Source organism: Aestuariivita sp. (genome assembly GCF_049276915.1).
Classification (GTDB): Bacteria; Pseudomonadota; Alphaproteobacteria; order Rhodobacterales; family Rhodobacteraceae; genus Aestuariivita.
In genome coordinates this window covers 11,566-29,804 of sequence record NZ_JBASXK010000088.1, presented here as the reverse complement: position 1 = coordinate 29,804, position 18,239 = coordinate 11,566, and the positions used below count along the sequence as shown (strand labels likewise).

Sequence of the window (18,239 nt, the reverse complement as noted above, 5' to 3'; positions counted from 1 at the left end):
GGAGAAGACGTGCCAAAGCCCACCACCGTCAATCCAATAATGAGCGGCGAGATCGACATCCGCTGGGCAATGCTCACACTCCCTCGGACCAGTGCTTCGCCACCAAGAAACAAACCGACCAAGCCGGTTACTATGTACAGGTATTCCAAGGAAGCCCTCCGACGTGACATGCTGCCGCGTGTTGACCTCATATCGGTTTCGAGAGGGCCTGCAGCAAGAAGGCAAAGATAATATAGTTTGGCCGCAAGCGGTCCTTGGCTCAGCCGCAACCAACGACCGGGCAGAGCCCACATTGACCTAGCTGCAAACGCAACGAATGCCCGCGACAGTGTTCAGTTTCTGATACGTGATCACGTCGCGCGGTTTAGCGGAGTATCGCGAACATGGGCACGCAGTGTTTCCGTGTAGATCAGTCAAGCGGCGCGACATCAGGCTGGTTCCTTCCAATCAATCGCAAGCCGGGAGGTTCAACGCAATAGTGATCGCCAATAGCCTCGCCCTGATCTCAAAGCGGTCGTTCGAAAAGGCTCCGCGAAAGCTCGCTTCGTCCCGCATATCAGCCGTCAGTGCCCCTCACGCACCACTGCTTTGCCGCAATTCGGTGCTGTGCATCTGCAGGTTTGTGCCGCCACGGCACCGCAGGTTCGCGTGTTTGCCTGCACAGAATGCGAGACCAGCGCGCGCGGGCCCTCCGGCGTAGGCGTTCAGCCCTGCGCCATATGTCTGAACACGGCATCTGTCGCGTCATCCATCGGGAAATAGAGTTCGATCTTCAGGTCATCCAGCAACAGGTCTTCGGGCGTGCCGAATTGGCTGATCGTGGCAAACATCGACAGTCGCAGATCACCCTGGCGCAGGATAGTCGGCACCACGGGCCCCGGTGAGGGTGCATCGGGCGGGGCTGCGTCAGACAGATGGCGCACCGCCGCTTCGAATTCCGGCACACCACCCAGGACGGCGCTTTCGGTGCGCAAGCGGATCGCCACGTGATGGGCAACTTCGGGCCAGTTCTCGATAACCTGCGGGAGCGCGTCAGACATCATCAGGTCCAGCAGGCTGTCTCCGACGCCGACGCCCAGTGAAGCAAACAGTACAACGGCAGTGGCATTGGCGCGCTGGATCTTCCAAAGCCTGTCGACCGCCAGTCCGGGATAGGGCATCTGGCGCTCAAGCTGCCAGTCCAGGGCCTGCCGTATGGGCTCCATTTCGGCATCGCTCCAGTCCCGGCTCTTGAAGCGCGCGGCAAAGCCGGCATGGGTCAGCATCTGGTTGCGCGCATCAAGGGGAAGTTGCATCGCTTCGCCCAGACGCATCACCATCTCGCGGCTTGGCCTGGCGCGGCCTGTTTCCAGGAATGACAGGTGCCGGGCCGAGATATCCGCCTCCAAAGCCAGGTCCATCTGGCTGAACCGGCGTGCCATGCGCCAGGTTTTCAAGGACTGGGAAAAGTCGTTCATGCAGCCAATCTATCACGGTTGCGAAATCCGGTCACTTACCTGCGAGGTAATTGCGCAGCGCATGAACCGGGCCCTAGGACTGGGACAAACCGGGTCTTTTCGAGGTCACAGATGGCAACACATGCAGCACATAAATCCTGGCTCAGGCTATCGGCCATCGTGATCGGCTGTTTTGGTCCGGCTTTGATCCTTGGCACGATCCCGGCCACGAATGAGCTTGCACGTCTGGGCCTTGATATCCTGACATGGCCGGTTGACGGCTTTCCCGATTACGCGTCCGAAGAAATCAGGTTCCTGTCGGCTTTGGCGGGCGGTTTTCTGATCGGATGGGCCGTGATGATCTGGAACCTGTCCGAGCACGCCCATGATCTGGCCCCCGAAGCCGTTCGCAGATCCGTGGTTTACGGGGCCTGCGCGTGGTTCGTCTTTGACAGCCTGGGCTCGATTGCATCGGGTCACAGGCCAAACGTCCTGTGGAACGTCCTGGTCTTGCTGGTCATTGTCGGCCCGATGTGGCGGCCTGCGACCAGCTTGGGCCCAAAGAAAGGAGAAACTTCATGACCCTGTTTCGCACCAGCCTGATCTTCATGACCCTTGCCATTGTCTTTCTCACGATCATGGCGGTGATGGAGGGTGGGCTGAACCTGATCACACCATTCATTGCTCCCATTCTCGAGATGACATGGCAGGGCCAGTTCAATTTCGATTTCGCCTGTTATCTTGTCTTGTCCGGCATCTGGATGGCCTGGCGGGGCGGATTCACGCCGGGCAGCATCGCCCTTGGGGTGTTGGCCCCGCCGCTTGGGATCGTCTTTCTTGCGCCCTATCTCATCTATCTGATCGGCACATCAAACGGCGACCCGCGACGCCTGCTGTTGGGGGTTCACGCGCAGGCTTGAGCTTGCGCCACCACAGGGCCGCCAGGACACATCAGCCACGACACATCAGGTTGCGGAATGCTCAAAAATCCCGGCAGGTCTCCCAATTGGTCGCGGGGCGCCCTACATCTCGTTGCACCGCAAGAGCCTGAACAGCAGGCATGCGCAGTCAGGAGGGTGATATGGGATCAGATCGCAGGAGATGGGGTGGCTGGACGCATGTGCTGGCGATGTTCAGCCTGCTGTGGGTTGTTACCGGCGCGCCGACCGCGGCATCCGAGCGGTTGCCGGCCCTGCGGGTCGTGCAGTCCGGGCACAGTCTGACGGATACGATCCTGGCACCTCTGACACTGATGGTGCGCGCAACCAGCATGCGCGGCGGGCGTCTGGACAAGGCCACCATTCCAGGCAGTCCGATGGAGTGGCGCTGGAACAATGCCACATCGCCCGACATCCGCCAGCCTGCGGTGATGGCGGAATATGACGTTCTGGCGATCACCGAACGCGTGGCACTGACCACAACGCTGGAGCCGCATGAGTCAAAGATCTGGGCACTGCGCTGGGCCGAACACGCCTGGGCGGCTGGGGCGCGATCCGTGCTCTATGCAAGCTGGGTGAACGTGGAGAGCGGTCCGGGTTTTGACAATGACAACAACGACCCCGAAGGCCACCTGCCCTTTCGCGACCGCCTGCCGCTGGAAATGGCCCGCTGGGAGAGCATCCAGGCCTATGTGAATGACAACCGCTCGCCAGACATGCCCGAGATGACCATGATCCCCGGCCCGCTGATCATGGCCCGCGCCTATGACGAGATCGCAGCCGGGCGCGCCCCCGGCCTGAGCGATATCCGCGATCTGTTTGCCGATGACATTCATCTCAACGAGATGGGCTCATACCTGATCGCGCTGGGGCATTTCGCGGTGATCTACGGGGGCGATCTGCTGGGCCTGCCCCAGGGCGTTCCCGCACGGGGCGGACCGGACAAGGCCCAGGCCGAATGGATGCAGCGCCTTGTCCGCGAGGTTCTGGCCGACTATGCGGCCAGTTGATCGCCTAGATCGACATGCGCCGTTCATTGGCCCCGCCGCGCCGTCGCGGCTTGGGCAGGGTCAGATCCAGCGGCTGCAGCGGATTCCTGAGCGAGCTCTGCAAAAGCGCGCAAAACACCGCGACCGGCGGGTCGGTCTCGATGAAGGGGCGCGCGTGCAGAAACGCGCGGATCGCTTCGAATTCGTAATTCGACCCTCCGGGCAATCCGCCCAGCCATTGCATGTATCCCAGTTGTCCCAGTTCGCGCGCACGTTCCGGCGTGTCGGCCTTCACCTGCAGTTGAAGAAGTGTTCTCTGTAAAAGCATTGCGCCCTCCGCGCTGCTGGGCAGGCGCGCGGGGAAGTCAGCATTGGTGTCAGGACATCTCGGTCCATCCTGTCTTGCTCCTTCTCCGGGGCACCCCGCCCGGTTTGAGTTAACGGCAGATGGCAGGTCTCCTGACTTGCGGGTCGTCGCTTTCCTGAACCTTCCCAAGCCCGTTTTGGCCCAGTGGTACGTTTCAGGATTGCTCGCCGCCTACAGTTGCGGGGGCAGTCACGGAGTTGGACAAGCGTCCGCACCGTGTTCCCATTTAAGCCGGGTATGACTGTCATGCCCGGCACCATCGAGCCAAGCATTGCGCAGCGCGGTGAGTCTCGCAAGGATTTCCGAGATCGGCTGGCAAAAACTGCCGATCGCCGGGGCCTTGCTGCCGTCTTGCGACAGGCAAACCGTCCTGTCCGCAATGTGATCATGCAGAGTCTATCTTTCCCTTGAGATCACGATAGGGTATCGGGCAAGTCCAAAATCGTGAACTGAACGTGCAAGAGCACCGGTTCGCGCCGCGGTCCGAACCGGGCCGGGGAGTTTACTGTAGGGAGAAAACATATGAAATTCATGGCACTCATCGCCACCACAGCACTGACAGCCACGGCTGCATTTGCTGATGGCCACGCAGACCGCACCGGCTGGCCCGAAAGCTTTACCGTTGGCACAGCCTCGCAGGGCGGCACCTATTTCGCTTACGGCTCGGGCTGGGCGAACCTTGTTGCCGAAGAGCTGGGCATCACCGGCGGCGGCGAAGTCACAGGCGGCCCCATGCAGAACATGGCGCTGGTTCACACCGGTGACGCACAGTTCGGCATGACCACGATGGGCCCCGCGGCGGAATCCATCGCCGGTACCAACCCGATCGCACCCGGTCTGCAAATGACCAATGCCTGCGCGATGTTCCCGATGTATCAGACACCGTTCTCCGTGACGGCCCTGGCCTCTTCGGGCATCACCTCCATTTCGGATATTCCTGCCGGTGCGCGCATCGGTTTCGGACCTGCGGGCTCGACATCGGACACGTACTTTCCGCGCATGATGGATGAGCTGGGCGTAAACTATGAGCGCCGCAACGGTGGCTGGGCCGACCTTGGTGGTCAGCTTCAGGACGGTCTGCTGGACGTCATCGCATTTGCAGCCGGTGTGCCTGTTCCTGCGGTCAGCCAGCTTGAAGTTCAGACCGAGGTGAACATCATCGAGTTCACCGAGGAAGAGCAAGCCAAGATCATGGCTGCGTTCCCGGTTGCCGCGTTTGAAATCGCGGCTGACACCTACACCTCGCTGGACAGCAATGCGCGCTCGGTGTCGATGTGGAACTTTGCGATTGCCAACTGCGATCTGCCGGCAAGCTTCGTGAAAGCCGCAGTGGATGTGGTTATGTCCGACAACGAGCGTATGGTGAACATCCACCGTGCCGCACGCTCGACCCTGCCCGAGAACTGGACCAAGAACGCCGGCGTCATGAAATGGCACCCCGGTGCGGCTGAATGGTTCATCGAAAACGCAGGTGCCGACATTCCTGCCGATCAGATCCACGGCAACTGATAAAGCTGTCTGATGACACGCGGGGCTGCGCCTTTCAGGCGCGGCCCCATCCCACAAGGATATTGTGACAAAAATCGCCTTGAGCAGGGATCCCCATATCCGGGCGCGCTGGGCATGATGAAGGACACACTCATGACAACAGACGCGCAAAAGCCCGATCTCTCTGAAAACCTCACCGAAGGCCCCGTGATTGCCGAAGGCGTGGATGACGAGCCCGTCGAGGGCAACCGCCGCCTGTTCGAGGGGCGCACCTATCTGGCCATCGCCGCCCTGTCGGGCTTTTATGCGCTGTTTCACATGGCGGCCCTGAATGGCTGGTCGATCCGCGGCTGGACGGGCGTTGATATTCCCGGTCTGCCGGTTTTCCCGATGGAAACCTGGAACTTCCGCATCATTCATATCGCCGGAGCGCTGATCCTGGGCTTCCTGCTCTATTCTGCGCGCAGCTTTCCCGACAATGACAAGGGCGGGCGACACCCGCTGGATCTGCTGGCGTGGCTGACGCTGCTGCCTGCGCTTTATGCCTGCTATACCGCGATCGGCTTTGCCGGTGACATCGCCGGTGGCGTGATGTGGAACGGTATCGACGCCGGTATTCGCGCAGCCGAAATCAATCACTATGGCATACCGCTTCTGGTGGCCACGGCCATGGGTATCCTGATTGGCTGGACGCGCCCGAGGGTGCGCGGAGCGATTGCCCCGGCGGATGTGGTGCTGGGCGTCTGCGGTATCGCGGTTGCGCTTTACCTGATCACGATCTTCGGCACGCTGATGCGGAACTCGACCGGGACGCCCTTCGCCCCGATCGGGATGAGCCTGGCCGCCGTCGCTGGCACGGCCCTGATCATGGAACTGACCCGCCGCGTTGCGGGCCTTGCGCTGATCATCATCGCCGGTGTCTTCCTGGTCTATGTCTTTGTCGGGGATCTGCTGCCCGGCTTCCTGAACGCGCCCGATATCACATGGCAGCGCTTTTTCAGCCAGGTCTATACCGATGCGGGGATCCTTGGGCCGACCACGGCCGTGTCCTCGACATATATCATTCTGTTCATCATCTTCGCGGCCTTCCTGCAGGCCTCGAAAGTGGGTGATTACTTTGTCAACTTCGCCTTTGCAGCGGCCGGTCGCTCGCGCGGCGGGCCTGCCAAGGTGGCGATCTTTGCCTCGGGTCTGATGGGGATGATCAACGGCACCTCGGCGGGCAACGTGGTGGCGACAGGATCGCTGACCATCCCGCTGATGAAAAAGGTCGGCTACCGGCCCACGACCTCGGGGGCCGTCGAGGCGGCCGCCTCCACAGGCGGTCAGATCATGCCGCCGATCATGGGGGCCGGTGCCTTTATCATGGCCGAGATCACGGGCATTCCCTATACCGATATCGCCGTGGCTGCGATCATTCCGGCGATCCTCTACTTCGTGTCGATCTATTTCATGGTCGATTTCGAAGCCGCCAAGCTGGGCATGCGCGGCATGCGCGAGGACGAACTGCCCAAGTTCCGCGACATGGCGCGCCGGGTGTTCCTGTTCCTGCCGATCATCATCCTGATCGTCGCCCTGTTCATGGGATACTCCGTGATCCGGGCCGGCACGCTGGCAACGGCTGCGGCGGCTGTGGTCAGTTGGTTCACCCCCTACCGGATGGGCCTTGGCGCGGTGTCCAAGGCCTTTGAGCTGGCCGGAACAATGTCGATCCAAATCATCGCGGTCTGTGCCTGCGCGGGCATCATCGTGGGGGTGATCTCGCTCACGGGTGTGGGCGCGCGCTTCTCTTCGGTTCTGCTGAACATTGCCGATGCCAACCAGCTTCTGGCGCTGTTCTTTGCGATGTGCATCTCGATCCTGCTGGGTATGGGCATGCCGACAACCGCGGCCTATGCCGTGGCCGCATCAGTCGTCGCGCCCGGTCTGATCCAGCTGGGCATTCCCGCGCTGACCGCCCATTTCTTCGTATTCTATTTTGCGGTGGTTTCGGCGATCACACCGCCCGTGGCGCTGGCCAGCTATGCAGCCGCCGGTATCTCAGGGGCGAACCCGATGGCCACCTCTGTGGCGTCGTTCAAAATCGGCATTTCCGCCTTCATCGTGCCGTTCATGTTCTTTTACAACAGCGCGCTGTTGATGGATGGGACATGGTTGGAAATCCTGCGCGCCGGGGCAACGGCCGCGTTCGGCGTGTTCCTTCTGTCATCCGGCGTCCAGGGCTGGTGGGTCGGGGCCAAGTCGGGGCCGATCATTCGCATCGCTCTGATCCTTGTGGCCCTGTTCATGATCGAAGGCAGCCTGATGTCAGACCTGATCGGCGTGGCCGGAGCGGCGGCCCTGTTCGCGCAGGCCAGGTTCATGCGCCGCCCCGAGGCAGGTCAGAGTACCTAGGCCCCTGCCTTTTGGGCTTGCGCGATCCAGATGCTGACGGACAATATCCGGACAACAGGAGCATGGCATGGGACTGAAGATCGGTGTTGTCGGTGCCGGAGCGATCGGCGGGTTCCTGACCGCGCGTCTTGAGGCGTCCGGTACCCCGGTCCATGTTCTGGCCCGCAACCGCACCCGTGACGCTCTGATCGAAAACGGGCTGACGCTGGTGTCCGAAGCCGACAGGATCACCGTGCGCCCCGCCATGGTAAGCGCGGATCCGGCCGAGATCGGCCCCGTCGATATCTGCGTCTTCACGGTCAAGGGACAGGATACCGAACAGGCCGCTGATGCCATGCGCCCGATGATCGGGGATCACACCCGCATCCTGAGCTTTCAGAACGGGCTGTTCGGCGTCGAAACTCTGGCCCACCTTTTTGGCGCGCGCCATGTGCTGGCCGGCGTCACCTATGTCCCCGCCAGCGTCCAGGAACCGGGTGTGGTGCGCCACACGGGGGCTGTCACGCGCTTTGTCTTTGGCCCCCTGGTTGCGGACAGTGCCTGTAGCGCCGCCCGCGAGATGGCCGCAGCGGGACAGGCCGCCGGGCTTGATATGGCTTGTCTGGACGATCCGATGCCCGAGATCTGGGCCAAGATGGCGCTGCTGACCCCGTTTCATCTGGTGTCGGCAATGACCCGGCGCGCGCTTGGCGATTGGATCGACGTGCCGGAAACACGCGCGCTCTATCACCAGGGGATGCAGGAAGTCGTGGCGGTCGCCCAGGCGCGCGGCGTGCGATTTTCCGAGGATATCGTTGCGCGCAACATGGCGTTTTCCGTTCACACGGCGGACCGGCGCACGCGCGCTTCGATGCTGGATGACATCGAGCAGGGCCGGCCGCTGGAACTGGACGCCACGGTGGGCTGGCTGATCGCGCAGGCCCGCCAGCTTGGCATCCCCGCTCCCATGCATGAATTTGGCTATGGCGCGATCAAGCCGCTGATCAACGGCGCGGATCAGGTGGCGTAGTCTGACCCCATCCGATCCAGACGCCGCTTGAGGGCCGTGAACTCCATCTGACCCAATGCCGAGCCAAAGCCGCGCATCGCCTGCTGGTGGGTCAGGTCCTGTACCTCTTGCGGCGGGGCGCTGACCTTGCCCGAGGCCTGGGCCGCAATCTGGATCCGACAGGCCTGTTCCAGGTAGAACAGCATGATGAAGGCTTCGGGAATGGAATGACCGCAGGCCAGAAGCCCGTGATTGCGCAGGATCAACAGTTGTTTCTTGGCACCCAGATCCTCAAGCAAGCGCGCCTGCTCTTCGGTGTTGAGCGCCAGTCCTTCAAATGTGTGATAGCCGATCAGATCCTTGTAAAGCAGTGCGGTCTGGCTGAGCGGTAGCAAACCGTCAGCCTGTGCCGATACACCGGCACCCGCCGTTGTGTGGGTATGGATCACGCAGGTCATGTCGGGGCGTTCCCGGTGGATGCAGGAATGGATCACGAAACCCGCCGGATTGATCCGCGCGTCGGTGTCCGAGACGATGTTGCCATCCAGATCCACCTTGACCAGGTTCGAGGCCGTGACCTCTTCGTAAAGCAGGCCGAACGGGTTGAGCAGGAAATGTTCCTCGGGGCCCGGCACCCGGGCCGAGGCGTGATTGTAGATCAGGTCATCCATCCCGAAATGGGCGATCAGACGATAGCAGGCGGCCAACTCCACGCGGGTCTGCCATTCTTCCACGGTCATGCCGCTGGCATGGGCTGGGCGAGGGTCTGTGACGGTCATGGGCGTGCTCCTGTGGGTGCTGTACACGGCGTGATCCGGCGCATCACTCGGACCGCGCAGCACCATTTAGTGTTGCCACAGCCCAATTTATTGGTCAACATGAACAGGTGTTTGTTTGGTAACTCAATCCTGCAACGACTCATGGACTTTCCGGCGCCACGGCGCGGCATCAAAACCAGAGCAAACGGGACACGACTGGACCACGCAGCCCGGCCATAGCGGTCGGCAAAATTCTTTAGGGAGGAGAGATCATGACTATGAATCGCAGGAGTTTTTTCAAGAATTCCATCGCAACGGGGACCGGTCTGGCCGCAGGTGCGACACTGGCGGCCCCCATTTATGCGCAGGGCAAACGCGAGCTGACCATGGTGATGGCATGGCCGCATAATTTCCCCGGCCTCGCATCCATCGCCTATAACTTCGCCAAGTTCGTCGAAGAACTCAGCGACGGGCAAATCACCGCCAAGGTGAACGCGGCGGGCGAGCTGGTCGGTGCCTTCGAAGTGTTTGACGCCGTAGGTCAGGGCACCGCGGATTGCTATCACAGCTCGCCGATGTTCCTTGCGGGCAAATGGCAGCCGGTCACCTTCTTCGGCCTCGTGCCCTTCGGTCTGAACCCTGCCGAACATTGCGCATGGATGTATCATGGCGGCGGTCAGGAATTGCAGAACAAGGCCTATCGCGACCTGTTCAACCTTCAGGCCTTTACCTGCGGCCATACCGGCGCGCAGATGGCCGGCTGGTTCAACAAGGAAATCAACAGCCTGGATGACTTCCAGGGCGTCAAGATGCGCAGTTCGGGCATCGCCGGCGAAGTCATGCGCCGCGTGGGTGCCAGCGCCGTGATGATCCCACCGCAAGAGATCTTCACCTCGCTGCAGTCCGGCGCGATCGACGCGACCGAGCTGTGCTGTGCATGGCTTGACAGTGCCAACGGCTTCCAGCAGCACGCCAAGTATTACTACACACCCGGCTGGCAGGAAGTGAACAGCGCCGGCGAGATCGGTATCAACGCCGACCTGATGGATGATCTGACACCCCATCAGCGCCTGATCATGCAGCACGCTGCGCAATCGGCAAACTCGATCAACATCGGCGAGTGGCCCTATTACAATGCCAAGGCGATGGAAAACCTGCGCACCGAGCACAAGGTCGAAGTGCGCCAGTATCCAGACGATGTGGTCATCGCCCTTGCCAAGACCTCGCAGGAAGTCGTGGCCGAACTGGCCGAAGTCGATGACTATGCAGCGGAAATCTATGCCAGCTGGAAAGCCTATCGCGACGAAGCAGTGCAGTATTCGGTGCTGGTGGATTATCCGCTGTATTACGCGCGCAAGCTGGCGTTTGAAAACGGCGCCTGATTTCGGCCCCAGAACGCGATAAGACCGTGGGGCGCTTGGTGACAAGCGCCCCATAGCTGCGACGGGAGGTGCGCGCGATGCGGGCGATGATCTTGCTGATCGATATCCTGGACGGGCTGACCGAGTATTTCGGACGCCTGATCTCATGGTTGGTGCTGTTCATGGTGCTGATGACCTTCGCCAACGTGGTGCTGCGCTATGTCTACGGGATCAGCAACGTGGCCATGTCCGAAACCACGCTTTATGCCTTTGCCATCACCCTGTCCGCATCGGCAGGCTGGACGTTGTTGCGCAATGAACATGTGCGCGTCGATATCTTTTATGGCGCGATGTCTCAGCGCGCACGGGCGCTGATCGACCTGCTGGGCACGGTGTTTTTCCTGGCCCCCGTCCTTTACATCATCGTGACGCGGGCCTTTCCCTATGTGGAACGGTCCTGGAAAATCCGCGAAGCATCGGCCGAAGTCGCCGGGCTTCCCTATATCTACATCCTCAAGACGTTCCTTCTGGTCTTTGCGGCCGTGCTTGCCATTCAAGGCCTCTCGTTCCTGCTGCGCAATCTCTACACCCTGATCCTGGGCCGACCACCCGTGACCCGCATCCGGTCTGAACTGGACGTGAACCCGTGATCAACGAATATCTTGAGATCGGCCTGTTTCTGACGGCCTTCGGCCTGATCCTTCTGGGCTATCCCGTGGCCTTTACCCTGGCAGGCGTGGCCCTGGCCTTTGCGGTGATCGGCGAGATGCTGGGCGTGTTCCAGATCCGCCAGCTCAATTTCCTGCCTCAGCGCATGTTCGCGATCATGTCCAACGAAGTGCTTACGGCGGCACCGTTATTCATCTTCATGGGGATCATGCTGGAACGCTCGAAAGTGGCCGAAGACTTGTTGATGTCCATGGCCAAGCTGTTTCGTTCGGTGCGCGGTGGTCTGGCGCTGTCGGTGGTTGTCGTCGGCATGCTGATGGCAGCGGCCACCGGTATCGTTGGCGCGACCGTGGTGACGATGGGTCTGATCGCGCTGCCGGTGATGCTGCGCAACGGATATGACACCAGGCTGGCGACCGGCACGATCTGTGCATCCGGAACATTGGGCCAGGTGATCCCGCCCTCGATCGTCCTGGTGTTTCTGGGCGACATCCTGACCTATGCCAATCAGCAGGCCAATCTTGCATCGGGCAACTTTGCCGGAAAATCGGTTGGCGTGGGCGATCTGTTTGCCGGATCGCTGCTGCCGGGATTGCTCTTGGTCGGGCTCTATCTGGCCTATATCGCGACGGTGGCCTGGCTGCGCCCGCATCATGCGCCGGCGGTGCTGCGCCCTGACCGCGAGCTGGAAATGAATCCGGGCGAAAAGATGCGCCTGGTGGTGAACGGGCTGCTGGCACCGGCGGCCTTGATCATTGCCGTTCTCGGCTCGATCCTTGCAGGGATCGCCACACCGACCGAGGCGGCGGCTGTCGGTGCCATCGGTGCCACGGTGCTGGCTGGTCTGCGCGCGCGCCCCGATCTGTCCTGGATCCTGCTGGCAGGTGTGTTCGGCGCAATCGGACTTTTGTTCATCAATGGCTCATTTGATCTCTTGATGATGCGTGATGATTTCAGCCCGCTCGAGCAAAAGGTGCTGTGGGTGTCCTATGTGCTTGTGGCGCTGGTCGCTCTATCGGTGTTTCTGTCGGTCTGGCTGGTCTATGTGCAGGGCATCCTGACCAATGTCGTCCACAGCACCACGCGGATTTCCGGCATGATCTTTGCCATCCTTGTCGGGGCAAGCCTGTTCGCTCTGACCTTCCGCGGATTGGGCGGGGAAGAGACCGTTCACCATTTCCTCGAAAGCCTGCCCGGCGGGCTGACCGGCGCAATGATCTTCGTCATGCTGCTGATGTTCGTGATGGGCTTCTTCCTGGATTTCCTCGAGATCATTTTCATCCTGGTCCCCATCGTCGGCCCCGTCCTGATCACCATGGGGGCCGATCCGGTGTGGCTGGGCGTGATGATCGGCGTCAACCTTCAGACCTCGTTCCTGACGCCACCGTTCGGCTTTGCGCTGTTCTTCCTGCGCGGCGTGGCCCCGAAAGAGGTCAAGACACAGGAAATCTACAAAGGGGTACTGCCGTTCATCGGCTTGCAACTGGTTGGGCTGACGCTTGTCGCCATTTTCCCGGAACTGGCGACATGGCTGCCTGACTATCTGTTCAGGTAGGCCGACAACGGGGTCCGATATGCGCCTTGAGCAGGGAACTGAAATCGATACGACCATTCGCACGGATGCGGCAGGGAAGGATGAGACATGAGCGATATCGTGATTGCAGGGGGTCTGCGCACGGCACTTGGTGCCTTTGACGGAGCGCTCAAGTCGCTGGCAATGACCGATATGGCGGGACAGACCGCCGCGGGATGCCTCAGGGCGGCCGGGGTGGCCCCCGAGAAGGTCGATCACATGGTCTTCACCACCACAGTGCCATCGGACCGCGACAGCCTGTTTGCCGCCCGTGTCGTCGGCATCAAGTCCGGCATCCCGGAATCCGCAGGCGCATTGTCTGTCGTGCGGGCCTGTGCATCAGGGCTGCAGGCGATCCTGTCGGCGGATCAACAGGTCAAAAGCGGGCATTCGCGGATCGCTCTTGCGGGCGGTGCTGAAAGCTATTCGCGCGCGCCCCACGCCTTGAGCGAGGTACGCCAGGGCGTCAAACGCGGTCCGACCGTGATGGAGGATATGCTCGACTGGGCCTATCGCTGTCCGTTTTCGCAGGAATACATGGGCGAAACCGCCGAGAACCTTGTGGATGATTTCCAATACACCCGGGCGGCCATGGACGAGTGGGGCGTGATGAGCCAGTCCCGCGCGATCGCTGCGCAAGAATCGGGGTTTCTGGCGCGCCAGATCATGCCGATCGAGGTGCACAGCCGCAAAGAGGTCACGGTCTTTGACACGGACGAATGCCCGCGACGCGACGCAACCCCGGAAAAGCTGGCGCGTCTGCGCCCGGCCTACCGGGAAGGCGGGCGCGTGACGGCAGGCAATGCCTCGACCGTGAACGACGCCGCCGCCTTTGTCCTGGTGGGCGAGCGCGGCGCGCTTGAGGAGGCCGGAGCCACGGCGCGCGGGCGCATCGTGGACTGGACGGTGGTTGGCGTGCCTGCCAGGATCATGGGTCATGGTCCGGTTCCGGCCATTCGCGCCTTGCTGGAAAAGACAGGATTGCGCCTTGGTGACATCGACTATTTCGAGATCAACGAGGCCTTTGCCGCGGTCAACATCCATGCCGAGGCGCAATTGGGCATTCCCCGCGATCTGCATAATGCCTATGGCGGCGGGATATCTCTTGGGCATCCGCCCGGAGTGACCGGCGTGCGCATGTGCATCACCGCCCTGCAGCATCTGGAGGATACCGGCGGCAAGCGGGCGATCCTGTCCATGTGCCTTGGGGCCGGACAAGGCATGGCCATGCTGGTGGAACGGGTCTGATGCACACGCTCTATGACGGGCTGGTCGCGGCGGCGCAGGAGTTTCCCGATACCGCTTTTCTGTGCGCGCCACCCCGCGCAGATCGCGCGTATCTGCCCGACGGGCTGGAGCTGAGCTTTGCCCAGGTGCTGAGCCAGGCGGATGCGCTGGCCGCGCGCTATGCGCAGGCTGGCTGGGGCATCGGACACCGGGTGGCGCTGGCGCTGGACAATCATCCGGCCCATATCGTGCATTTCCTTGCGCTGAACAAACTGGGCGTGTCTCAGGTGCCGGTGACCCCCTATTACCTGCATCATGAACTGGAATACCTGCTGGAGCATTCCGAGGCCGATCTTGCCGTTGCCCTGCCCCAGAACGAAGAGCGCCTGCGCGCCGCCGGAGCGCTGCCTGTCATCGGCTGGTGCGATACCAGCACGCCGGACGGGTTCACCCCACCTGCCCCTCCAAGGCCCGCCACAGGCGGCACACCGGATGGCGCAAGCGAGATCGCGCTGGTCTATACCTCGGGCACGACATCGCGGCCCAAGGGCGCGATCATCGACAATGCCTATGCCTTTGCGGTCGGGCGGTGTTACGCCGCCCACGGCGGCGCGCTGAGCCTGCAACGCGGGGTCGACCGGCTGTATCTGCCGCTGCCGTTCTTTCATGTGAATGCCGGCGTGAATACCGTGGCGACAGCCCTTCTGACAGGCGTGTGCCTGATCGTTCCGGACCGGTTTCACGCAGGCACCTGGTGGGACGATCTGGCCGCAACGCGCGCAACCGCGTTCCATTATCTCGGGATCATCCCCCCGGTTCTGATGGCCGCCCCCAAACGCGGCGATGATATCAAGACCGGCCTGCGCTTTGGCCTTGGCGCGGGTCTGGACCCCGCATTGCACGCCGCCTTCGAGGCGCGCTTTGGTGTGCCCATGGTCGAGGTCTGGGGCATGACCGAAACCGGTCGTTTTCTTGCCGCCTGCCATGAACCGCGTCAGACGGACACCCGCGCCTTCGGCCGCTCGATGCCGGGTCATCTGGAGGCGCGGGTGGTGGATGATACCGGCACCGAAGTGCCCGTCGGCACATTGGGAGAGCTGGTCGTGCGCGCCTCGCAACGTGATCCCCGCCAGGGGTTTTTCCGTGGCTATCTCAAGAACGAGGCCGCGACGGAAGAGGCCTGGCGCGGTGGCTGGTTCCATACCGGCGACGTGGTCAGCCAGGATGCGACGGGGATGCTTCATTTCACCGAACGCTCAAAGAACATGATCCGCCGCTCGGGCGAGAACATTTCCGCCGCCGAGGTCGAGGACGCGCTGATCGATCATCCGGGCGTTGCCCAGGTGGCGGTTTTGCCAGTCAAGGACGAGATGCGCGATGAAGAGGTCATGGCCTGTATCGTGCCCTCGGACGGCGCAACGGGCGACCTGGCCGCCGCGCAGGATATCCTGAGCTTTTGTCGGGAACGGCTGGCCTATTACAAGCTTCCGGCCTGGTTCCAGTTCCGCGCGGAATTGCCCGTCACCGGCACCCAGAAGATCCAGAAACACCGTCTGTTTGACGCCGAGGTCGACCCGCGCCACGCGCCCGGCGTTCTGGACCTCAGAGACATGAAATCGAACATGCGCAACCGGCAGGGCTAGCCAGCGCCGACGGATCATGCGCCCGCCGCCTGGGCGCGGCGCAAACCACGTGCCATAGCGGCAGGTTTTTCCAGGCATCCGGGAGGCAAAGGGTGATCACGACCCTGTGGGCATCAAGCCAGCGGCAAACGGGGGAAATGGTAGCGGAGGAGGGACTCGAACCCCCGACACGCGGATTATGATTCCGCTGCTCTAACCAGCTGAGCTACTCCGCCACAGGCGAAGCGTCAGGTAAGACAGACCGCCCGCCCCGTCAAGCCGCAAAATCCATCAAGCGCCGCGGACCGTGTCAATCATCAGTTGAACATTCTCGGGATCGGCATCCGGTGTGATCCCGTGGCCCAGGTTGAAGATATGCGGACCGTTTGAAAACGCCTCGACAATCGCGCGGGTTTCATCGACCAAAGCCTGACCGCCCGTCACCATATGCGACGACAACAGGTTGCCCTGAACGCACCCGTCGCATTGCACATGCGCCGCCGCCCATTTGGGATCCACCGCACTGTCCAGCGCAACGCAGTCCACGCCGGTGGCCTTGGCAAAGCCGACATATTTCTCGCCCGCTTCCCGCGGGAAGCCGATGATCGGGATCCCCGGGTGACGCTCTTTCAACGCCGCCGTGATCACCCGGCAGGGTTCCAGAGCGTATTTCCGGAACGCATCGCCCTTCAGCGACCCGGCCCAGCTGTCAAAGATCTTGACACATTCCGCACCGGCCTCGATCTGCGCCGACAGGTATTCGATGGTGGCCTCGCTCAGCCGGTCGATCAGAGCGGAAAACAACGCTTCGTTTTCGGTCATCAAGGCATGCGCCGGGGCCTGATCCGGCGTACCACGCCCTGCGATCATATAGGTGGCCACGGTCCATGGCGCGCCGGCAAAACCGATCAACGCGGTCTCTTGGGGCAATTCACGGCGCAGGATTCGCACGGTCTCATAGATCGGGTTCAACGTGTCGTGGATATCACCGACCTGCAGCAGCTTGTCGAAATCGGCCTGCGTCGTGATCGTGGACAACCGCGGCCCCTCGCCCGTGACAAACCACAGATCCGCTCCCAGCGCCTGGGGAACCAGCAAGATATCCGCAAATAGGATCGCGGCATCAAACCCATAGCGGCGGATCGGCTGCAGCGTCACCTCGGCGGCCAGTTCACTATTGTAACACAGCGACAGAAAATCGCCGGCCTGTTCGCGCGTCGCGCGATACTCGGGCAAATAGCGTCCGGCTTGCCGCATCATCCAGATTGGCGGTGTATCCAGTGTTTCGCCCGCCAGTGCGCGCAGCAGTTTCTTTGCCTCAGCCATAGTGATCCTCTTTGCCTTGTTAATCTGTTGGTCCGTTCTCAGCGTCACTTTGTCAAGCAGTGGACAGTTGTCAGGGCAAATTGACGCGACTAAAGATTGTGACATGACGCATGATCTCCCCTCCCCCGAAAAACCGCTGAAAATCGGCACCCGTGGTTCGCCTTTGGCAATGGCTCAGGCCTATGAAACGCGCCGAAGACTGAGCGAAGCCTTTGATCTTCCCCAAGAAGCTTTCCAGATCATCGTGATCAAAGTGACGGGCGATGCAATTCAGGACCGCCCTCTGAAAGAGATCGGCGGCAAAGGCCTCTTTACCCGCGAGATCGAAGAAGATCTGTTGTCAGGCAAGATAGACATCGCGGTTCATTCGATGAAGGACATGCCTGTCGACCAGCCCGCCGGTCTGCTGCTGGATACATACCTGCCGCGTGAAGATGTGCGCGACGCCTTTATCTCGGCCGACAAGGACGGGATTGCGGCTCTTGCTCAGGGCGCGGTTGTCGGAACATCCAGCCTGCGCCGCAAGGCACAGCTTTTGAACAGACGCCCTGATCTGCAGGTTGTCGAGTTTCGCGGCAATGTGCAGACACGCCTGCGCAAACTCGCCGAAGGGGTGGCCGAATGCACCTTCCTGGCCATGGCAGGACTGAACCGGTTGCAAATGGACGAGGTGCCAAAGCACGCGATTTCACCCGACGATATGCTGCCCGCCGTGGCGCAAGGGGCCATCGGCATTGAGAGGCGCGCGGATGATGCGGCCACCGCCGCCCTGCTTGAGGCGATTCATGATGGCCCCACAGGGCAACGCCTTATCGCCGAACGCGCGTTCCTGGCGCAATTGGACGGGTCTTGCGAAACGCCGATCGCCGGCTTGGCGGAACTGAATGGCACATCCCTGCGGCTGCGCGGCGAAGTACTGCGCCCTGACGGCTCGGAATCCATCGCCGATGAGGCGACAGCCCCAATCGAAGACGGGGCCGAGCTGGGCCGTGCCATGGCTGCCAAATTGCTCAAACAGGCAGGCCCCGGCTTTTTCGACTGGCACAGCTGAACAACGCCGCCAACCGACACTTTGGGCGGTCGTGCCTGTCTGGCGCGCGATG

At 61.6% G+C, this 18,239-nt stretch carries 16 protein-coding genes, 1 tRNA gene, 1 pseudogene and 1 riboswitch; of the genes and pseudogenes, 12 read left to right on the top strand and 6 right to left on the bottom strand.

The window, feature by feature from the left end; all coding sequences use genetic code 11:
- Together WAO69_RS09155 and WAO69_RS09150 are read right to left on the bottom strand one after the other, a co-directional pair.
- A pseudogene (locus tag WAO69_RS09155) lies at window positions 1–170 on the bottom strand (hypothetical protein); the annotation flags it as partial.
- Between the two features lie 534 nt (window positions 171–704).
- Window positions 705–1,457 carry a helix-turn-helix domain-containing protein gene (locus WAO69_RS09150; RefSeq protein WP_422178256.1) on the bottom strand — a complete coding sequence of 251 codons (753 nt, stop codon included), beginning with the start codon at window positions 1,455–1,457 and terminating at the stop codon, window positions 705–707.
- Between the two features lie 111 nt (window positions 1,458–1,568).
- Between WAO69_RS09150 and WAO69_RS09145 the strand changes: the two genes are divergently transcribed.
- The 3 genes from WAO69_RS09145 to WAO69_RS09135 all read left to right on the top strand — a co-directional run bounded on the left by WAO69_RS09145 (window position 1,569) and on the right by WAO69_RS09135 (window position 3,384).
- Window positions 1,569–2,018 (top strand): hypothetical protein, encoded by a 450-nt coding sequence (locus tag WAO69_RS09145; RefSeq protein ID WP_422178254.1) that lies wholly within the window; start codon window positions 1,569–1,571, stop codon window positions 2,016–2,018.
- Entirely contained in the window at window positions 2,015–2,356 is a 342-nt protein-coding gene (locus WAO69_RS09140) for a hypothetical protein (RefSeq protein WP_422178252.1), read from the top strand. The genes WAO69_RS09145 and WAO69_RS09140 overlap by 4 nt, the downstream gene beginning before the upstream one ends.
- Before the next feature lie 161 nt (window positions 2,357–2,517).
- On the top strand, window positions 2,518–3,384 hold the full coding sequence (locus WAO69_RS09135; RefSeq protein ID WP_422178250.1) for a hypothetical protein: 867 nt from the start codon (window positions 2,518–2,520) through the stop codon (window positions 3,382–3,384).
- A 4-nt stretch (window positions 3,385–3,388) separates the two neighbouring features.
- Here WAO69_RS09135 and WAO69_RS09130 read toward each other — a convergent pair whose 3' ends face one another.
- On the bottom strand, window positions 3,389–3,691 hold the full coding sequence (locus tag WAO69_RS09130; protein WP_422178248.1) for a hypothetical protein: 303 nt from the start codon (window positions 3,689–3,691) through the stop codon (window positions 3,389–3,391).
- A gap of 104 nt (window positions 3,692–3,795) precedes the next feature.
- Window positions 3,796–4,006, bottom strand: a riboswitch (cobalamin riboswitch).
- Window positions 4,007–4,252: 246 nt separating this feature from the next.
- Between WAO69_RS09130 and WAO69_RS09125 the strand changes: the two genes are divergently transcribed.
- From WAO69_RS09125 to WAO69_RS09115, 3 genes are all read left to right on the top strand, one after another.
- Entirely contained in the window at window positions 4,253–5,239 is a 987-nt protein-coding gene (locus WAO69_RS09125; RefSeq protein ID WP_422178246.1) for a TAXI family TRAP transporter solute-binding subunit, read from the top strand.
- 132 nt (window positions 5,240–5,371) lie between these two features.
- Window positions 5,372–7,612 (top strand): TRAP transporter permease, encoded by a 2,241-nt coding sequence (locus WAO69_RS09120; RefSeq protein WP_422178258.1) that lies wholly within the window; start codon window positions 5,372–5,374, stop codon window positions 7,610–7,612.
- A gap of 67 nt (window positions 7,613–7,679) precedes the next feature.
- Window positions 7,680–8,621, top strand: a complete 942-nt coding sequence (locus tag WAO69_RS09115; protein WP_422178244.1) for a ketopantoate reductase family protein — start codon at window positions 7,680–7,682, stop codon at window positions 8,619–8,621.
- Here WAO69_RS09115 and WAO69_RS09110 read toward each other — a convergent pair.
- Window positions 8,609–9,379, bottom strand: coding sequence for a class II aldolase/adducin family protein (locus tag WAO69_RS09110; RefSeq protein ID WP_422178242.1), 771 nt, complete (start codon window positions 9,377–9,379; stop codon window positions 8,609–8,611). The genes WAO69_RS09115 and WAO69_RS09110 overlap by 13 nt on opposite strands.
- 251 nt (window positions 9,380–9,630) lie before the next feature.
- Between WAO69_RS09110 and WAO69_RS09105 the strand changes: the two genes are divergently transcribed.
- The 5 genes from WAO69_RS09105 (at window position 9,631) to WAO69_RS09085 (ending at window position 15,831) form a co-directional block, all read left to right on the top strand.
- Entirely contained in the window at window positions 9,631–10,740 is a 1,110-nt protein-coding gene (locus WAO69_RS09105) for a TRAP transporter substrate-binding protein (protein ID WP_422178240.1), read from the top strand.
- Between the two features lie 77 nt (window positions 10,741–10,817).
- On the top strand, window positions 10,818–11,369 hold the full coding sequence (locus WAO69_RS09100; protein WP_422178238.1) for a TRAP transporter small permease subunit: 552 nt from the start codon (window positions 10,818–10,820) through the stop codon (window positions 11,367–11,369).
- Window positions 11,366–12,943: a TRAP transporter large permease gene (locus WAO69_RS09095; RefSeq protein ID WP_422178236.1), complete on the top strand. Its 1,578-nt coding sequence runs from the start codon at window positions 11,366–11,368 to the stop codon at window positions 12,941–12,943. The genes WAO69_RS09100 and WAO69_RS09095 overlap by 4 nt, the downstream gene beginning before the upstream one ends.
- Before the next feature lie 87 nt (window positions 12,944–13,030).
- Window positions 13,031–14,209, top strand: a complete 1,179-nt coding sequence (locus WAO69_RS09090; RefSeq protein WP_422178235.1) for a thiolase family protein — start codon at window positions 13,031–13,033, stop codon at window positions 14,207–14,209.
- Window positions 14,209–15,831, top strand: coding sequence for an AMP-binding protein (locus WAO69_RS09085; RefSeq protein WP_422178233.1), 1,623 nt, complete (start codon window positions 14,209–14,211; stop codon window positions 15,829–15,831). Before WAO69_RS09090 ends, WAO69_RS09085 begins: the two co-directional genes overlap by 1 nt.
- Window positions 15,832–15,969: 138 nt before the next feature.
- Here WAO69_RS09085 and WAO69_RS09080 read toward each other — a convergent pair.
- Together WAO69_RS09080 and hemE are read right to left on the bottom strand one after the other, a co-directional pair.
- Window positions 15,970–16,046 (bottom strand) — tRNA-Met (locus tag WAO69_RS09080).
- Between the two features lie 55 nt (window positions 16,047–16,101).
- Window positions 16,102–17,136 (bottom strand): uroporphyrinogen decarboxylase, encoded by a 1,035-nt coding sequence (gene hemE, locus WAO69_RS09075; RefSeq protein ID WP_422178231.1) that lies wholly within the window; start codon window positions 17,134–17,136, stop codon window positions 16,102–16,104.
- A gap of 103 nt (window positions 17,137–17,239) precedes the next feature.
- Here hemE and hemC point away from each other — a divergent pair, with 103 nt between their 5' ends.
- On the top strand, window positions 17,240–18,187 hold the full coding sequence (hemC, locus tag WAO69_RS09070) for a hydroxymethylbilane synthase (RefSeq protein WP_422178229.1): 948 nt from the start codon (window positions 17,240–17,242) through the stop codon (window positions 18,185–18,187).
- Window positions 18,188–18,239: the final 52 nt, after the last annotated feature.